Annotated in this window: 13 protein-coding genes; 5 read left to right on the forward strand and 8 right to left on the reverse strand. The window is 71.2% G+C overall.

Features of this window, described 5'->3' with window-relative positions:
• Positions 1–16: 16 nt before the first annotated feature.
• The 4 genes from H4W80_RS26465 to H4W80_RS26480 all read right to left on the reverse strand — a co-directional run bounded on the left by H4W80_RS26465 (position 17) and on the right by H4W80_RS26480 (position 6,214).
• Positions 17–2,443, reverse strand: a complete 2,427-nt coding sequence (locus H4W80_RS26465; protein WP_192787559.1) for an ATP-binding protein — start codon at positions 2,441–2,443, stop codon at positions 17–19.
• A gap of 54 nt (positions 2,444–2,497) precedes the next feature.
• The gene (locus tag H4W80_RS26470; RefSeq protein WP_192787560.1) at positions 2,498–2,911 is read right to left on the reverse strand and encodes an AMP-binding protein; all 414 of its coding nucleotides are present in this window, start codon (positions 2,909–2,911) and stop codon (positions 2,498–2,500) included.
• Between the two features lie 77 nt (positions 2,912–2,988).
• Positions 2,989–5,418: a LuxR C-terminal-related transcriptional regulator gene (locus tag H4W80_RS62860; RefSeq protein WP_192787561.1), complete on the reverse strand. Its 2,430-nt coding sequence runs from the start codon at positions 5,416–5,418 to the stop codon at positions 2,989–2,991.
• A 52-nt stretch (positions 5,419–5,470) separates the two neighbouring features.
• Positions 5,471–6,214, reverse strand: a complete 744-nt coding sequence (locus H4W80_RS26480) for an AMP-binding protein (RefSeq protein WP_192787562.1) — start codon at positions 6,212–6,214, stop codon at positions 5,471–5,473.
• A gap of 188 nt (positions 6,215–6,402) precedes the next feature.
• Here H4W80_RS26480 and typA point away from each other — a divergent pair, with 188 nt between their 5' ends.
• Both typA and H4W80_RS26490 read left to right on the forward strand, forming a co-directional pair.
• Entirely contained in the window at positions 6,403–8,253 is a 1,851-nt protein-coding gene (gene typA, locus H4W80_RS26485) for a translational GTPase TypA (RefSeq protein WP_192787563.1), read from the forward strand.
• 184 nt (positions 8,254–8,437) lie between these two features.
• Complete coding sequence (locus H4W80_RS26490; protein ID WP_192787564.1) at positions 8,438–10,951, forward strand: hypothetical protein; 2,514 nt, start codon at positions 8,438–8,440, stop codon at positions 10,949–10,951.
• A 51-nt stretch (positions 10,952–11,002) separates the two neighbouring features.
• Here H4W80_RS26490 and H4W80_RS26495 read toward each other — a convergent pair whose 3' ends face one another.
• The 3 genes from H4W80_RS26495 to H4W80_RS26505 all read right to left on the reverse strand — a co-directional run bounded on the left by H4W80_RS26495 (position 11,003) and on the right by H4W80_RS26505 (position 13,655).
• Positions 11,003–11,653: a DUF2461 domain-containing protein gene (locus H4W80_RS26495; RefSeq protein ID WP_192787565.1), complete on the reverse strand. Its 651-nt coding sequence runs from the start codon at positions 11,651–11,653 to the stop codon at positions 11,003–11,005.
• Between the two features lie 36 nt (positions 11,654–11,689).
• On the reverse strand, positions 11,690–12,487 hold the full coding sequence (locus H4W80_RS26500) for a polysaccharide deacetylase family protein (RefSeq protein WP_192787566.1): 798 nt from the start codon (positions 12,485–12,487) through the stop codon (positions 11,690–11,692).
• A 592-nt stretch (positions 12,488–13,079) separates the two neighbouring features.
• Positions 13,080–13,655 carry a helix-turn-helix domain-containing protein gene (locus tag H4W80_RS26505; protein WP_192787567.1) on the reverse strand — a complete coding sequence of 192 codons (576 nt, stop codon included), beginning with the start codon at positions 13,653–13,655 and terminating at the stop codon, positions 13,080–13,082.
• Between the two features lie 91 nt (positions 13,656–13,746).
• On the opposite strand from H4W80_RS26505, the gene H4W80_RS26510 reads away from it, so the two are divergent.
• Together H4W80_RS26510 and H4W80_RS26515 are read left to right on the forward strand one after the other, a co-directional pair.
• Entirely contained in the window at positions 13,747–14,586 is an 840-nt protein-coding gene (locus H4W80_RS26510) for an EamA family transporter (RefSeq protein WP_192787568.1), read from the forward strand.
• Between the two features lie 19 nt (positions 14,587–14,605).
• Positions 14,606–15,550 (forward strand): anti-sigma factor RsbA family regulatory protein, encoded by a 945-nt coding sequence (locus tag H4W80_RS26515; protein WP_192787569.1) that lies wholly within the window; start codon positions 14,606–14,608, stop codon positions 15,548–15,550.
• Between the two features lie 6 nt (positions 15,551–15,556).
• Here H4W80_RS26515 and H4W80_RS26520 read toward each other — a convergent pair whose 3' ends face one another.
• A complete protein-coding gene (locus tag H4W80_RS26520; RefSeq protein WP_185068057.1) occupies positions 15,557–16,141 on the reverse strand; it encodes a sigma-70 family RNA polymerase sigma factor in 585 nt (194 codons plus the stop codon).
• Between the two features lie 247 nt (positions 16,142–16,388).
• Here H4W80_RS26520 and H4W80_RS26525 point away from each other — a divergent pair, with 247 nt between their 5' ends.
• Positions 16,389–17,462: a PLP-dependent cysteine synthase family protein gene (locus H4W80_RS26525; protein ID WP_192787570.1), complete on the forward strand. Its 1,074-nt coding sequence runs from the start codon at positions 16,389–16,391 to the stop codon at positions 17,460–17,462.
• The last annotated feature ends 5 nt before the right edge of the window (positions 17,463–17,467 follow it).

Genomic DNA, 17,467 nt, shown 5'->3' on the forward strand with positions numbered 1-17,467 from the left:
CGGCATGGAGACGAGCTTATGTTCGCTCCGCGTCCACCCCGTGTTCGGCCGCCCAGACCGCGATCCGCGCCCGCGAGTCGAAGCCCAGCTTCTCCATGATGATGGCGACGTGCCTGGCCACGGTGGCCGGGCTGATCACCAGCGCCTCGGCGACGCCGCGGTTGCTCAGGCCCCGGGCCAGCATGGCGGCGATCTCCCGCTCCCGCGCGGTCAGCCCGTCGTGCGCGAGCACCGGGGGCGGCGCGGCCGGCCCGGGATCGCCGTCGAGCACGAACCCGGCCACCACCTCCGGCGGCATCCTCCTCCCCCTGGCCCACAGCAGCTCCACCCGGTCCGCCCCGAGCCGCGCGCGGACGAGCGCCAGCAGCTCCTCGATCCGGCCGGACGCGCCGACCTGCCCGATGGACTCGCGCAGCGCGGTGGCGGCGGCGGCCGCGAGCACCGCGCCCTCCAGGTCGTCCCGCGCGTGCGCCAGCGCGGAGACGGCCATGAGCGCCCGGACGATCCCCCTGCGCTGGCCCGTCTGCCTGCTCAACGCCAGGCTGTCGGCGATGTGCCCCCGGGCCGCGGCGTAGTCGCGCAGCCCGGCCGCCACCCGGCCGATCTGGGCCTGGCAGCGGGCCAGCTCGATCCGGTTGTCCAGGTCCTCCAGCAGCGGCAGCGCGGCCGCGTGGTGCGACCTGGCGGTCTCCAGGTCGCCCGCGGCCTCGGCCACCGCGCCCAGGTGGGTCAGCGCCCTGGCCAGCGACCAGTGGTGCCCGGCCTGCCCGGCCAGCGCGAGCGCCTCCTCGCCGTAGCGCCGGGCCTCGTCCGTCCGGCCGTGGAAGAGCGCCAGGTTGAGCTGGGCGATCCTGGCCGTGACCAGGTTGAACAGGTCGTCGTGGGCGCCGGCCGCCGCCTCCAGCTCCGCGGCGTAGCGTCGCGCCCGCTCGCTCTGCCCGGTGCGGAAGAGCACGGTCAGCGCCACGCCGTACGTGATGCCCAGCCAGTGCGTGTACGGGTGCCGCTTCTGCTCCTCCAGCCCCCGCACGACCAGCTCTTCCGCCCGGCCCAGCTCGTCGGCGAGCTCCAGCCCGTACGCCAGCCCGCTCCTGGCCACCGCGACCAGGTCGGCGGGGGCCCCGGACAGGTCGAGCGCGAGCAGCCGCTCGTGCCAGCCGACGCTCTCGCCCAGGTCGCCGCGGACGGCCATGACGGCCATGGCGGCGCGGGCCAGGCGCAGCCCGAGCACGGGGGCCCGCGACTCCACCGCCCAGTCGACCGCGTTCCTGGAGTCGTCGAGGAGGGCGCGGCCCCTGGTCAGATGGGCGAACCGCTCCTGCCACGGCATCCTGCGGTCGAACGAGCCGGCCTCGTGGCAGTGCTCCATCTCCTCGCAGACCGCCTTCAGGTGCCTGTCGCGCAGGTGCGCGGCCTCGCCGGCCTCCTCCAGGCGCTCTGCGGCGTACTGCTTGATGGTCTCCAGCAGGCGGTAGCGGCCGGGGGCGTGGTGGCGCACCAGCGACTTGCCGGCCAGGCCGGTGAGCAGGCCGGGCAGCTCGGCCCTGCGCAGGATGCCGCCGTCGGCGCAGACCTGCTCGGCCAGGCCGAGGTCGAACGGCCCGGCGAACACCGAGAGCCGGCGCAGCAGCACCCGCTCCTTGGGCGGGAGGAGCTCGTGGCTCCACTCGACGATGGCCAGGAGCGTGCGCTGCCTGGCGGGAGCCGTACGATCGCCGGCGGCGAGCAGGCCGAGGCGCTCGCCGCCGCGACCGGCCAGGCGGTCGGCGATGTGGCCGGGGCTCAGCCGGCTCGTACGGGCCGCCGCCAGCTCCAGCGCGAGCGGCAGGCCGTCGAGCACGTGGCACAGGCGTACGACGTCGTCCATGACGCGCGCCACCCCGCTCGCGCCCGCAGCGAGCGCCCGCTCGACGAACAGCAGTACGGACTCGGCCTCGGGATGCCGCTCGTCGGGCAGCTCCAGCGGCGGCACCCGCCAGACCAGCTCGCCCGGGACGCGCAGCGGCTCCCGGCTGGTGAGCAGGAACCGGAGCTCGGGGCACTCGGAGCTCAGGCCGGCCACCAGCTCGGCGCAGCGCTCGACCAGGTGCTCGCAGTTGTCCAGCACGATCAGCGCCCTGGCCGTGCGCAGGCGGGTGCGCAGGCCGTCCAGCAGCCGCCCGGGCACCTCGTCGCGCACGCCGAGCACCTCGGCCAGCTCGTTGACGATCAGCTCGGGGTTGCCGATGCGGGCCAGCTCGACCAGCCACACACCGTCGGGGAAGCGGCTCAGCTGCTGCGCGGCGACGCGCAGGGCGAGCCGGGTCTTGCCGATGCCGCCCACGCCGCTGAGCGTGACCACGCGTTGTTCGTGGACGAGCGCCGCCAGCTCGGCCACGTCGCGGACACGCCCGACGAAGCGGTTGGGCTCGGCGGGGAGATTGTGCGGAACTTGCGTGATCATGTGGGGCCCAGGTGGTCGCGGGGGGATCACATCCGATGCCAAGTCTCCCCTGGTTCAGGGGCTGATGTGGTCACTTTCCGTGCAGAGTTCGCGACTGGTTGGATATGAATGCGGCACGCCGAGGTCGGCGACGCTCATCACGATCCGTACGCGTGACTCGTCCGCGGCGTCGAGCGCCCTCGGCACCTCGGAGATCATCACGCGGGCGCCGCTCGCGTGGATCTGGTCCCTGAAGGCGCCCGCGTCGAGGTCGCACGGCAACGGCCAGGCGACGCCGCCCGCGGCGATCACCGTGTCGGCAGCCACCAGCAGGTCGGCTCCCGCGGGCAGGCAGATGAGCACGGCGTCACCCGCGCGCACACCTCGGCGCCGCAGCTGGACGGCCGCGACTGCAGACCTCTCGTCCAGCTGCTCCTCGGTGAGCCTCAGGCCGGTGCCCGAGTCCACCACGACGATGCGCTCATCCATGGGGCCCACGGTAGGGAGGGCCCCTCATGCATACATGGGGCGGAATATGCAGATCCCTATGCAGAACCGCGCCACGCTCACCGGGCGACGGTGGGGTGCTCCGCGGCCCAGACCGCGATCTGGGCCCGCGACGTGTAGCCCAGCTTCTCCATGATGTTGGCGATGTGCCGGGCGACCGTGGCGGGGCTGATCACCAGCTCCGTCGCGATGGCCCGGTTGGACAGCCCCCGGGTGAGCAGGCCCGCGACCTCCTGCTCGCGGGCCGTCAGCAGCGAGTGTCTGACCGGCTTGGTCGCCACCGGCGCCTTCTGCGCGATGCGCTCGCCCTCCAGCACGTGCCGGGCGGCGTCCTCGGGGCTCATGGCCCGGCCCCGCGACCAGAGCGAGGTGGTGCGGCCGTCGCCCAGCTTGGTGCGGGCCCGGCCGAGCAGCTCCTCGATCCTGAGCGTGGGCGACTGCTGCCCGATCGACTCGCGCAGCCGGACCGCCGCGCCCGCGGCCAGCACGGCCCCCTCCAGGTCGCCCTCGCACTCCGCCAGCACCGACAGCCCGACCAGGCACAGGGCCACCCCGTGGCGTTGCCCGGTCTCCCGGCCCAGGGCGAGGCTGGCGGCCAGCCACTCCCGCGCGGCGGCGAACTCGTGCAGCATCGCCGTCACCCTGCCGACCCTGGCCAGGGCGCGCGACAGGTCGAGGTCGCTGCCCAGCTCGCGCAGCCACGGGACGACCATCTCGTAGTGGGCCCTGGCGGTCACCAGGTCGCCGCGGAACTCGGCCACCGCGCCGAGCTGGGTGGCGGTCCTGGCCATGATCCACCGGTGGCCGTGCTCGCGGGCCCGCGCGAGCGCCTCCTCGCCGTGCCGCTGCGCCTCGCGCAGCCGCCCGCGGCTCAGCGCCACGGCCGACAGCCCGGCCAGCCCCGCCGCCTGGTTCCACGCGTCTCCCGAGCGCAGGGCCAGGGCCAGGCCCTCCTCCGCGTGGTGCACCGCGTCCTCGGGCCTGCCCATGCGCAGCAGCACGACGACGATGAGGCTGTGGATGACGCAGCGCGCGAACGTGTCGCCGGTGGTGAGCCCGGCCAGGCTCTCCTCGGCCAGCGCCAGGGAGCGGCTCAGCTCGTCCCTGGCCTCCAGGCCGTAGGCGAGGTATCCCCTGGCCTGCGCGATCTGCTCGCCGGGCACCTGGGTCAGGTCGAGCGACAGCAACCGCTCGATCCAGGTGCCGATCTCCGTCAGGTTTCCGCACAGCGGCAGCAGCCCGCTGCTGGCGGCGCAGAGGCGCAGGCCCAGCGGCACGTTGCCGGACTCCACGGACCAGTCGAGCGCCATCCGCTGGTCGTCGACGAGGCTCTTGCTCATGGTCAGCGCCTCCAGGCGGCGGGCCCACGGCACGCCCGGCTCGACCATCTCGGTGGTGAAGTGGCGCTCCTGCAGCTCGCAGACCACGTGCAGGTGGCGCTCGCGCAGGACCTCGCGCTCGCCGGCCTTCTGCAGGCACCCCACCGCGTAGCGCTTGATGGTCTCCAGCAGCCAGTAGCGCCTGCGGCTCTCGTCGCACAGCACGAGTGACTTGTCGACCAGCCCGCCGAGCAGATCGACGATCTCCGCCTCCGAGATGGGCCGCTCGGCGCAGACCTGCTCGGCCAGGTCGAGGTCGAAGTCCCCGGCGAACACCGACAGCCTGCGCAGCAGCACCTGCTCCTTCGCCGAGAGCAGGTCGTAGCTCCACTCGACGGCCGCGAGCAGCGTGCGCTGCCTGATGGGGGCGGTGCGGCCGCCGGTGGTGAGCAGCGAGAACCGGTCGTCGATGCGGTCGGCGATCTGCCCGGGGCTGAGCAGGCTCGTGCGGGCCGCGGCCAGCTCCAGCGCCAGCGGCAGCCCGTCGAGCGCCCGGCACAGCCGCACCACGTCGGGCAGGCTGCCGGCGCCCAGCCTGGTGCCGGCGGCCGCCGCCCGGTCCAGGAAGAGCTGCACGGACTCCGCCTCGGGACCGCCCTCCCCGGGGGTGCTCTCGTCGGGGAGGTCGAGCGGCGGGACCCGCCAGATCAGCTCGCCGGCGATGCGCAGCGGCTCCCTGCTGGTGGCCAGGACGCTCAGGCGCGGGCAGGCCGCGATCAGCGCCGCGGCGACCTCGGCGCACCTGTCGATGAGATGCTCGCAGTTGTCGAGCAGCAGCAGGCACCGCAGGTCGCGCAGCCGGTCGAGGACGGTGCCGAACACCGGGCGGCCGCCCTCCTCCCGCACGCCGAGCACCCGGCCGATCTCCTGGTCGACCAGCTCGGGGTGGCGCAGCCTGGCCACCTCGACCAGCCAGACGCCGTCGGGGTAGGCGGGCACCAGCCCGGCCGCGACCCGCAGGGCCAGGCGGGTCTTGCCGATGCCGCCCACCCCGCACAACGTGACCACGCGCGTCTCGCGGAACAGCCCACGCAATTCGTCGAGATCGCGCTCGCGACCAACGAACCGGTTGGGCTCCGCCGGAAGATTGTGCCTGGGGGGCTCTGGCATGTGGTCACCCTGCGTCGCTGAAGGATCACACTCTCCCACAGTGTCGCACTTTTCACAGCCCAAGCGAGCTCACGATCGCCCTTTCGTCGACGACACGCAGGACGGGGTCGCCGAGCAGCCGTCTGGCCAGGTCATACGGCGCGACGACCATGGTGGCGCGGCGCTCCTGGGCCAGCACGCGGCAGCCCACCAGGCTCGGCTCGTGGGCGATGACGACGTGCGCCCCCACCGTCATCGCCAGATCGATCACCCGCAGACCCCGGAACGGCTCGCTCACCGCGCTGATCACCACGTCCTCCTTGCCGATCACCAGCCGGCCGGCCAGCCTGCGCAGGTCGGCCGCCAGCGTGTGGTGATCGAACACCCGCCCGCCGTCGACGGTGAGCGCGGGCCCGGCCAGCGGGCCGTACTCGAGGGCGCGGTCGCCGATGAGCGCGGTGAACGGCTTGGTCCCCGGCGCGGACTGGAAGGAGAAGACCCGGTCGACCTTCACCGCGGCGGGGTCGTAGCGGCCGTGGGTGATCATGAAGCGCGCCGTCCCCGAGGCCGCGAGCACCGCCACCCCGCCCGCCCAGGCCACGGAGTGGACCGCCACGGGCAACGACGTGCCGAGCGGGACGTCGACGATCACCTCGTCGCCGAAACGCAGGCCCTGGCGCTGCAGACCCGCCGCGGCGCGGGTGACCCGCCTGGCGAACGCGGCGTAGGACAGCACCTCGCCGGTCCTGACTTCGCTGACCGCGGGTTGGTCCCCCTGGGTCGGCGCCGCGGCCATAACCAGCTCTGTCCAGGTCATGCCGATAATCTAGGGACGGCGGCCCGGCTTGCCATGCGCACAATTGTGCAACCGGCTATGTACGTGGACCGCACGCCGCTCGCCGCTGAGGACCCCTCACCTCGCGCTGTCATCAGAGGGGATCAACTAGACTTATAAGGCCGCGACTTCGCGCGGCCGACCCCACGACCACAGAGCGAGACGTCATCATGCCTTTGAACAGCCGCGACGACCTGCGGAACATCGCGATCATCGCGCACGTCGACCATGGCAAGACCACGCTTGTCGATGCCATGCTCTGGCAGTCCGGGGCCTTCCGCGCCAACCAGGACGTCGACGACCGCGTCATGGACTCCAACGACCTCGAGCGCGAGAAGGGCATCACCATTCTCGCGAAGAACACCGCGGTCAAGCACGGCGGCATGACCATCAACATCATCGACACCCCCGGCCACGCCGACTTCGGCGGCGAGGTCGAGCGCGGCCTGTCGATGGTCGACGGTGTGGTGCTGCTGGTCGACGCCTCCGAGGGGCCCCTGCCGCAGACCCGCTTCGTGCTGCGCAAGGCGCTGGCCGCCAAGATGCCGGTCATCCTGTGCATCAACAAGGTCGACCGCCCCGACGCCCGCATCAAGGACGTCGTGGACGAGGTCTACGAGCTGTTCATGGACCTCGACGCCACGGAGGAGCAGATCGACTTCCCGATCGTCTACGCCTCCGCCAAGGCCGGCCGGGCCTCCATGGAACGCCCCGAGGACGGCGGCATGCCCGACTCGACGGACCTCGAGCCGTTGTTCGACATCATCAAGTCGACCATCCCCGCGCCGACGTACGACCCGAGCGCGCCGCTCCAGGCCCACGTCACCAACCTCGACGCCTCCTCCTACCTCGGCCGCATCGCGCTGTGCCGCATCCACCAGGGCATCATGCGCAAGGGCCAGCAGGTGGCCTGGTGCCGCACCGACGGCACGATCCAGCGCGTCAAGGTGACCGAGCTGCTCATGACCGAGGCCCTGGAGCGCAAGCCGGCCGAGGAGGCGGGCCCCGGCGACATCATCGCCATCGCCGGCATCCCCGACATCATGATCGGCGAGACGCTGGCCGACCCCGACGACCCGCGCCCGCTGCCGCTGATCACGGTGGACGAGCCGGCCATCTCGATGACCATCGGCACCAACACCTCGCCCCTGGTCGGCAAGGTCAAGGGCTCCAAGGTCACCGCCCGCATGGTCAAGGACCGCCTCGACAAGGAGCTGGTCGGCAACGTGTCGCTGCGCGTGCTGCCCACCGACCGGCCCGACGCCTGGGAGGTCCAGGGCCGCGGCGAGCTGGCGCTGGCCATCCTGGTGGAGCAGATGCGCCGCGAGGGCTACGAGCTGACCGTCGGCAAGCCGCAGGTCGTCACCAAGACCATCGACGGCAAGGTCCACGAGCCGGTCGAGCGCCTGACGGTCGACTGCCCCGAGGAATACCTCGGCGCGGTCACCCAGCTCCTGGCCGTGCGCAAGGGCCGCATGGAGCACATGACCAACCACGGCACCGGCTGGATCCGGATGGAGTTCGTGGTCCCGGCGCGCGGCCTGATCGGCTTCCGCACCGAGTTCCTCACCGAGACGCGCGGCACCGGCCTGGTGCACCACGTGTTCGACTCGTACGAGCCCTGGTTCGGCGAGCTGCGCACCCGCAACAACGGCTCCCTGGTGGCCGACAGGTCCGGCCCGGTGACCGCGTTCGCGATGCTCAACCTCCAGGAGCGCGGCACGCTGTTCGTCTCGCCGACGACCGAGGTCTACGAGGGCATGATCATCGGCGAGAACTCCCGGTCCGACGACATGGACGTGAACATCACCAAGGAGAAGAAGCTCACCAACATGCGCTCCTCCACCAGCGAGGAGACCGAAAAGGTGATCCCGCCGCGCGTCCTCTCGCTGGAGCAGGCGCTGGAGTTCATCCGCGAGGACGAGTGCGTGGAGATCACTCCGGAGCACGTACGCATTCGCAAGGTCGTGCTCGACGCCGCCACGCGCGGTCGCGCCGCGGCCCGCGCCAAGCGCGCCTGAGCTTTTTCGTCGCCTTTTTCGGTGTAAGCCCACTTGGTCAGGCTTTGGGCCTCGCCATGGGCGATGAATGAGCCCGCCGGTCAAGAAAAGGGGTCATGGTGAAAAGCTGTAATCACACCGTGACCCCTTGACATAGAACCTTCTGCCATTCCGGAGAATCATCCACTTTGTGGGAAAGCTCCGGATGGCAACCGCGTTCGGGCTGGCTCTGGTGTCGTTGGGGGCGATCGTTTGGTGCACCGTCGTAGCCAGACCGGTGGCGGGCCCCGCGCCGCTCAAGAGCACGGCGGCGCCCAACCCGTGGGTGGCGGCCGCCGCCCGCGCCGACCCCGTCGTGGGCTGGGCGCGCAAGGCGACCACCGAGGTGACGCTCGCCAGGGCGACTGAGCGCGACCTGGATCCGGTGCCCAAGGGGCGGATCGATCCCCGCCAGCGGCAGGTCAAGGTGACCGTCGTACACCGGCTCCGGCTGGCGCCCAAGGATCCGCTCACGGAGGCGCTGCGCCAGGGCAGCGGGTTCCCGGGCACGCTGCAGCAGGTCACCGACGCCGCGTTCGGCGCGATCAAGGTGGGCGGACCCGGGCTGGCGCCCACGACACGCCTGGCGCCGATCCTGACCTCCGATGCCGCCGGGACCACGGCCAGGTTCGCCGTGACGCTGCTGCGGCAGGTCAAGGCGGACGAACTGCTGACGCTCGACTTCACCGCGCCCGACGCGGTGCCGCTGATCGTCACCTCGCGCTCGATCGCGGTGCTGCCCGGTGAATGGACGGTGCTGCGGCTGGCGGGGATCACGCCGGAGCGGGAGCAGGAGGAGCGGCTGGAGTTCACCGTCGGGGCGTACCCGGTGAGCTTGACGCTGGCGCCGGACTCGTTCGGGTTCGCCGACACGGTCGTGGAGGACGACTTCTCGTGGGCCACCGCGCTCGGCGTGCTCACCGCGATCGCTCTCGTCGCCTTCCTGCTGCGCTCGCTCGGGAGCGGGTGGTGGGCGCGGCTGGCCAACAGGGAGCTGTTCGCCGGGCTCCTGCTGGCGGCGCCCACGCTGCTGATCCCGCTGTTCGCCGAGGACTGGTCGGCGGTGGCGTACGTGATCCTCTTCGTCGCGGTGCCCGCGCTCGCGCTGCGGCACGCGGGACGGGTGCTGCCCACCAGCCCGCCGTGGAACCCGCGCGACCTGCTGGTCACGACCGGGCTGGGCGTGGTGGTCGGGCTCGGCATGCTGGCCTGGTCGTGGCTGCACGGGCAGCTGCCGGGGCAGACGCTGCTGGCCGGAGGGGCGGTGGCGGCCGTGGCCGCGGCCGGGTCCGCGGTGGCGTTCAGTGTGGACCTGGGGGTCAGGCCGGTGATCGTACGGCTGGCGGTGCTGTCGGCGGAGGCCGCGGTCGGGCTGCTCGCGCTCGCGCTGTGGCTGCGGGCGCTGCTGAACGGGGTGTACCCGCCCGACAGCGTCCGCCTGATGCTGGCGCTGAGCTGGGCCGCGATCCCGGTCGCCGCCATCGCCGTGGCCACCAGGCAGTGGACGCGCGGCGCGGTGGCCGGCGCGGTGATCGTGAGCCTGCTGGTCCAGGGCTGGCCCACCGAATGGCTGGACTCGGGGTCGTGGAGCCTGGCGGTCTCGCAACCCGAGCCCAGGATCGGCAGCCTGGTGCTCACCCCGCTCGTGCGCGGGGTGCTCGGGCTGCTGCTGCTGGGCTTCCTGATGCTGGTGCTGCGGCTGCGGCGGCTCGGCGACGAGCTCTCCGCGATCGACAACCCCGTCGCCGAGTCGACCATGATCGCCGTACTGATGGTGCTGTACATCACGCCCGGCGGCAGCACGACCCTGGCGGACATCGACGTGCCGCTGCCGCTGCTGGCGATCACCTCGATCGTCGCCTGGGCGAGCGCGCGCTGGCTGCTCTCCGGGCCGCGCCCCGTGCTCACCGAGCCCGTCTCGCAGGAGGAGCACCGCCGGCTCATCAGGGCCGCCCTGCACAAGCGGCTGCTGCTGGTGGCCGAGCAGGAGCTGTACCGCGTCGGACGGGGCAGCATCGGCTCGGGCGAGATGTCGATGACCGACTTCGACGAGCGGCGGGACGCCCTGGAGGAGGCGCTGCGGCAGCACGGCCGACACCCGGAGACCGCCTTCGCCACGGCCGCCGGGTGCACGCCCTGGCACAACGGCGTACACGCCTTCGCGGTGAGCCTGCTGCTGAGCCTGCCGTTCGCGATCGTGTACGGGTGGCCGGACGGGACCGACCTCACCAGCTTCATCTTCGACGCGCGCTACCTGGTCACGCTGCCGGCCTTCGGCTTCCTGTTCGGCTACTTCTACCCGCGCCTGCGCGGCACCCAGCCGATGACCAAGGCCCTCCACCTGATCGCCGCGGCCCTGCTCACGGAGCTGTCCGGCTACCTGTCCACCCTGGTGGAGCCGGACATCGGGGCCTTCGACAAGGTGCAGGTGGTGGGGATCGTGGTGGGCCAGGTGACCATGGTCTGCGTCGGGCTGGGGCTGTACTGGGAGTGGCGCGTCATGCACCTGGCCGGGGAGCCGTGGGCCCGGGTCCGCAACCTGCGCAGCATCCGCAGCCTGGCGGCCCCGACCCTGGCCATCGTCGTGGCGGCCGGCACCACCGCCGCCACCTCGGCGGCCGGCCAAACCGTCGATCGCATCCTCAAGGGCGACCAGATCACGACCACCGCCCCCCGCTGACCGCTTGCCCCGCACCACACCCCGCCGACCCGGCGCCCGGCGAGCGGGGGGTCAGCGGCGGGGGAGTTCGCTGCCGCGGACGTGGGTGCAGAGCCAGTCGACCAGGGAGCCGTACGCGCGCCACGTCCGCGACACCCGCTCCCGCACCTCCGCCGTGTGCACCCACGGCTCCGGCTCCCAGCGCACCCCCGCGTAGAGCGACTTGTGCCGCAGCAGCCCGATCCGCGGATGGTCCTCCGAGAAGCCGCGCGGCTTGGTCTTGAGGCGCTCCCCGCCCAGCTCGTAACCGGCGGACACCAGCTCCCCCGTGATCGACTCCAGCGGCTTGCCGGTCAGGTCCTCGTCCACCGCGGCCCGGTAGCGGGCCACCTGGTCGGGCGCCTGGGTGTAGAAGCCCCCGGCCGTGTAGATCCCGGCCGCGCTCAGCTCCACGTAGAGCCCGATCCCCGGCTGGAGGTCCACGAATGCGCCCTGATGGGTCTTGTACGGCGATTTGTCCTTGGAGAAGCGCACATCACGATAGGGCCGGAAGAGCTGCGCCGCCCCGAACTCGGCGGCCAGCTCGTCCGTCAGCGCGAGCATCGGCTCCCGCACCGCCTCCTCGTAGAGGTGCTTGTGCCGCGTGAAGTAGGTCTTCGAGTTGTCCGCCTCGAGCCCTTCGTAGAACAGGAAAGCCTCATCAGGGAAGCCGCTGAAACCCATGCTCCCAAGGGTGCCACGCCGCACCGACAGCTCGGGTCACCGCTCGGTGTACGTCCGCCCAGGCGACGGCGTCCTGCCGTAGAGCTCCGACACCGTGACGAACGTGAAGCCCTTCCGGGCGAGGAGGTCGAGGATGGCGGGCACGGCCTCGACCGTCGTGCGGTGGATGTCGTGCATGAGGACGATCGATCCGGGCTTGGCCTCACCGGCCCGCCGCGTGACGGCCGCGGGGACCCGGTGCAGCCAGTCGAGGGTGTCGACGCTCCAGAGGATCTCCGCCAGCCCCTCCTGGCGCGCCTCCGCGGCGACCGCGGCGTTGGTCGACCCGTACGGCGGCCGCATGATGTGCATCCGCACCCCGGTCAGCTTGAACACGAGGTCGTTGGTGTGCTGGAGCTGCCGCTGCACGGCGTCGTGCGACAGCCCGGCGAGGGCGGGGTGACTCCAGGAGTGGTTGCCGAGCTCGTGGCCGTCCTCGACGATGCGCCGGACGAGGTGGCCGCCCTTGTCGGCCGCCACCATCTGCCCGATGACGAAGAACGTGGCCTTGACGTCACGCTTGCGCAGCAGGTCGAGCAGCCGCGCGGTGTACTCGCCGGGCCCGTCGTCGAAGGTCAGGGCCACGCACTTGAGCTTCGAGCAGTCGAACTTGCGGCTGCGCGGCCAGCCGGAGCCGTACTGCATCGACACCAGCCGCTTGGCGAGCACCGCCGGATCGACGACGGCCGCTTTGTACGGCGCGATCGGCGGCTCCTTCTGCTGGTGGCTCGCCACCGAGCAGGTGACGCAGACCGCCAGAGCGAGCAGGGCCAGCGGCACAGCCCATACGCGCATGGTTCCCCCCGAAGCGCCGCGCGCGGGGGCCTATGGATAGTCCTGGACCGGTTTCCCCCGCAATTCCCTGGCCAGGTCGTCCCACCAGAGTGGGATATCGGCCTGCAGTTCCTTGTAGCGGCGCGCCACGCGCATGGCACATCCGACCGGATCCGTACCCAGATGCCGACGTTTCACCGGTCCTTCCTGCCAACGGTAAAAACCATCTCTATACCGAACGACCAGGCCTATCCATACCGAGATAGTCGCTCCGTCCCCTACCTCGTACGCGCTGGTGACGCCCAGAGCGCGAAGCTCCGACTGGAGCTTCTCCGTCGCCGCAAGGGCCTCACTCACACGCCACCCCCTGCCCACATTCCGCCACACCAGGGATGTACCCACAACGAGCCATCAGCCGTCCAAAGCCACTGGTCTGCTCCGTCCGGCTGCGGGGAGGCCGGTCATCGGCCCGCGCAGGGGACCCGGCCGGCAGGGGGCCACGGCGACACGGTCATCAGGCGCGCGTCATAGGGCACCGCCATCGCACACCTCCTGTCACATCAGCCTCAGCGATCGCAAACTTTACTGGCTGTTACCGAGGTTTTCCAAACGGTCATTGGTCATGGGTGTCGCGCGGCTCCGCGACGACCATCACGAACCTGAGGTCCTCGGTGCCCCGGTTGGCATAGCGATGGGGCCGGTCGGCCGTGAAGAGCACCGCGTCGTCCTTGCCGATCACGTAGCTCTTGCCGTACACGGTGAGCGTCAGCTCCCCGTCCAGGACGGTCAGCATCTCGCGGGTGCCCGGCGGGTGGGCGTCGCCGTCGTGGTGCTCGCCGGGCGGCATCCGCCAGTCCCACAGCTCCAGGATCATCGGCACGTCGGCGCCGACCAGCAGCCGCGCCCGCACGTCCCCCTGGTCGAACGTGACCACGTCGGCCTTGCTCACGATCCGCACCGTCGGCACGTCGGCGACCTCGACGAGCCGGGCCACGGTGACGCCCAGGGCGGAGGCGATCCGGGTGAGGGTGGAGACGCTCGGGTTCGTCCTGCCCTGCTCGACCTGGACCAGCATGCCCCTGCTCACCCCCGACCTGGCGGCGAGGGCGTCGAGCGTCAGCCCCCGGTGTGCCCGCTGGGCCCGGACGTTGTTGGCGATGGCCTGGTTGATCAGGTCTGGATCTTCCACGCAGTGCAGTCTAGTGAAGTGGATTTGCAATGGAATGTACTCTATGTGTTGTACTGACAGTGCAACCTGTTGAACCAAGGGAGGCATACCGGTGACGGTGATCCTGGCGACCGCCTGCGCGGTGGTGTACGGCACGGCCGACTTCTTCGGCGGCCTGGCCACCCGCCGATCCCAGGTGCTGTCGGTCGTCGTGCTGTCGCAGGTCGCGGGCCTGGTGCTGATCCTGGCCCTGCTGCCGGTGCTGCCCGGCACGGCCGGCGCCGCCGCCCTGTCGTGGGGCCTGGCGGCGGGCCTGTCGGGCGCGGCCGGGCTGGTGCTGTTCTACCGGGCGCTGGCCACGGGCGTCATGTCGGTGGTCGCCCCGACGACCGCGGTCACCTCGGCGGCGCTGCCCGTGGTGTTCGGGCTGGCGACGGGCGAGCGGCCGGCGTTCTGGGCGCTGGTGGGCGTGGCGCTGGCGCTCTGCTCGGTGCTGCTGGTCAGCCAGGACAGGTCCACCGAACGCCGGGGCTCGCGCGCCTCGGTGCTGACCGCGCTGGCGGCCGGGGCCGGGTTCGGCGGGTTCTTCATCCTGCTGGCCATGGCGCCGGACGACGCCGGGCTGTGGCCGCTGGTCGGCGCCAGAGTGTCGTCGATCACGACGGTGGCGCTGCTGGCCCTGGTCACGCGGCGCGCGCTCAGGCCGGGGCCGGGCTCCCTGCACATCATCGTGGCGGCGGGCGTGCTCGACATGGCGGCCAACGTGCTCTACCTGCTGGCCCAGCGGGGCGGCCTGCTCAGCCTGGTCGCCGTGCTGGTGTCGCTGTACCCGGCGAGCACCCTGCTGCTGGCCAGACAGGTGCTCGGAGAGCGGCTGCGGGCCATCCAGGTGGCCGGTGTGGCCTGCGCGCTCGGGGCGGTGGCGCTGATAGCCGTTGCGCAGCACCTCTAGCGCTTGCTACGTTTCGCCCGTGCGCCCTGACCGGGCACCTTCGGACGGCGAGTCGCTCCGGCACATCGCGGTGCCGCACGACTCGGACGAGACCTTCGTGAGGCTCGCCACCCCGCGCGTGCGCTCCGCCCTCGACGAGGGCAGGCACGTGCTGGTGATCACGTGCGCCGACAAGCTCGCCCTGCTGCACGACGCCCTCGGCCGCGACGCCGGGCGCATCGACAGCCGGGTCTCGACCGGCTGGTACGGCCACCCGTACCGCACCCTGGCCGCCTATCACGAGTACACCCGCGACCGCCGCACCCTCGTCATCGGCGAGCCCGACTGGGAGGGCAGGACCGAGCGCGACATCAGGGAGCTGATCCGCTACGAGTCGTTGGTCAACGCCGCGCTCCGCCCGGCGGCGGCGATCATGTTGTGCCTGTACGACGTGCGCCGCGCCCCCAGGACCGCGCTCGACTTCGGCCCGGTCAGCCATCCGCTCCTGCTGGGCCCGGACGGCGAGGCGGCCAGCACCCGCTTCGTCGAGCCCCACGAGCTGGTCCTGAACGGCGACCGCGCCCCCCTGCCCGCGCCGGCCGACGGCGCCGAGACCATCCCCTTCACCGCCCGCGAGCTGAAGCGGCTGCGCCGGAGCGTGGGCGACTACGCCAGGGCGGCCGGCATGGACCGCAACCTGATCACCTCGCTCGTGATCAGCGTGTCCGAGATCGCCGCGAACAGCATCGAGCACGGCGCCGGGCACGGCATGGTCACGATGTGGGTGAGCGACGGGGAGCTGGTCTGCGAGATCGCCGACCCGGGCGGCGCCCTGGACGACCCGTTACCCGGCTACATACCACCTGAGCCCGAATCCCCTCGGGGATACGGGCTCTGGATCAGCCGGCAGCTCTGCGATCTCGTGCAGCTGCGCAATGAAGGCGGCGTGTTACGCGTCCGCCTTCATTTCATGATGGGGTCATAGGGGTCTTCACGCGGCGCGCTGGGCGGGGAGCCGTACGGCGCCTTCCTCGCGGGCGTACTCCTCGAGCATGCCCCGCAGCTGGCGGCGGCCCCGGTGGAGGCGGGACATGACCGTGCCGATCGGCGTGCCCATGCGGTCGGCGATCTCCTTGTAGGCGAATCCCTCCACGTCGGCCAGGTAGACGGCCACGCGGAAGTCCTCGGGCAGCGAACGCAGGGCGTTCATCACGACGCTGTCGGGCAGCCGGTCGAGCGCCTCGGTCTCGGCCGAGCGCAGGCCCGTCGAGCTGTGCGACTCGGCGGCGTGCAGCTGCCAGTCCTCGATGTCCTCGGCGGCCGACAGCTTGGGCGAACGCTGCTTCTTGCGGTAGTCGTTGATGAAGTTGTTGGTGAGGATCCGGTGCAGCCACGCCTTGAGGTTGGTGCCCTCCCGGAACTGGTGGTACGAGGTGTACGCCTTGGCCACCGTCTCCTGCACCAGGTCCTCCGCGTCAGCGGCGTTGCGGGTGAGGCGCATGGCGGAGGCGAACAGCTGCGACGTCACGGGCACGACATCGCGCTCGAACCAGTCCTGACGCTGCTCATCGGTCATAGTGATCAATTCATTCCCCCTTGCGCTATCCCCCGTTTCGGCACAAGCCGCCTGCGGGCGGTTTCCATCATGGCAAGTCCCAGGTAAGGGACGCGTTAGAGGCTCCGCCTTGGTCAGAGGGGGGTTTCGTCCATCTGCTCGCGGCGTGTGTGGTCACGTCCACGGCCGGACAAGTCTCAGTATCATAACACTACCCACCCAATTTCGCAGTAATAGTGGCAAGAGTCACATGGGATAGCGTATGGGCATGAGTTTTGTGGACCGTCACGACCTTGCTGCGCGCCACTGGGTGACAGACGCCATACGCAAGGTCGAGGCCGATGCCAACCGTAGCTGCGACACACATCTGCACGTCTTTCCGCTGCCCTCGCACTGGGGTGTAAACCTCTACTTGAAAGACGAATCGGTACACCCGACGGGTTCACTCAAACATCGACTTGCTCGTTCTCTGTTCCTGTACGGCCTGGCGAACGGCTGGATCGGGCCCACCACGACGATCGTGGAAGCGTCGAGCGGATCCACCGCCGTGAGCGAGGCGTACTTCGCCCGCCTGCTGGGACTGCCGTTCATCGCGGTCATGCCCGCGTCCACGTCGCCGGAGAAGTGTCACCTCATCGAGTTCTACGGCGGGAAGTGTCACCTCGTGACCGACCCCGGCGCGATCTATGAGGAATCTCACCGTCTGGCCGCCGAGACCGGCGGCCATTTCATGGACCAGTTCACCTACGCGGAGCGGGCGACGGACTGGCGCGGGAACAACAACATCGCCGAGTCCATCTATTCCCAGATGTCCATGGAGCCCCACCCGGAGCCCTCGTGGATCGTGGTGGGCGCCGGCACCGGCGGCACGTCGTCGACCATCGGCCGCTACATCCGCTACCGCCGCCACCCCACCCGCCTGGCCGTCGTCGACCCGGAGGGCTCGGCCTTCTACCCGAGCTGGGTCTCCGGCGACACCTCGGTCACCGCGCGGGGCTCCCGCGTGGAGGGCATCGGCCGCCCGCGCGTGGAGCCGTCGTTCCAGCCGTCCGTCATCGACCGCATGATCGCCGTCCCCGACGCCCGCTCGATCGCCGCCATGCACTGGACGCGCGAGGTCACGGGCCTGGACGTCGGCGGCTCCACGGGTACGAACATGGCGGCCTGCGTGGACCTCATCCAGGAGATGCGCTCGGCGGGCGAGCGGGGCAGCATCGTCACCCTGGTCTGCGACAGCGGCGACCGCTACCGGGGCACGTACGGCAACCCGCAGTGGCTCGCCGACCAGGGCCTGGACGTCGAACCCCATCTGGACGAGCTCCGCGCGTTCCTGCCGGACTGAAGGGG

It is taken from the genome of Nonomuraea angiospora (genome assembly GCF_014873145.1).
Lineage (GTDB): Bacteria > Actinomycetota > Actinomycetes > Streptosporangiales > Streptosporangiaceae > Nonomuraea > Nonomuraea angiospora.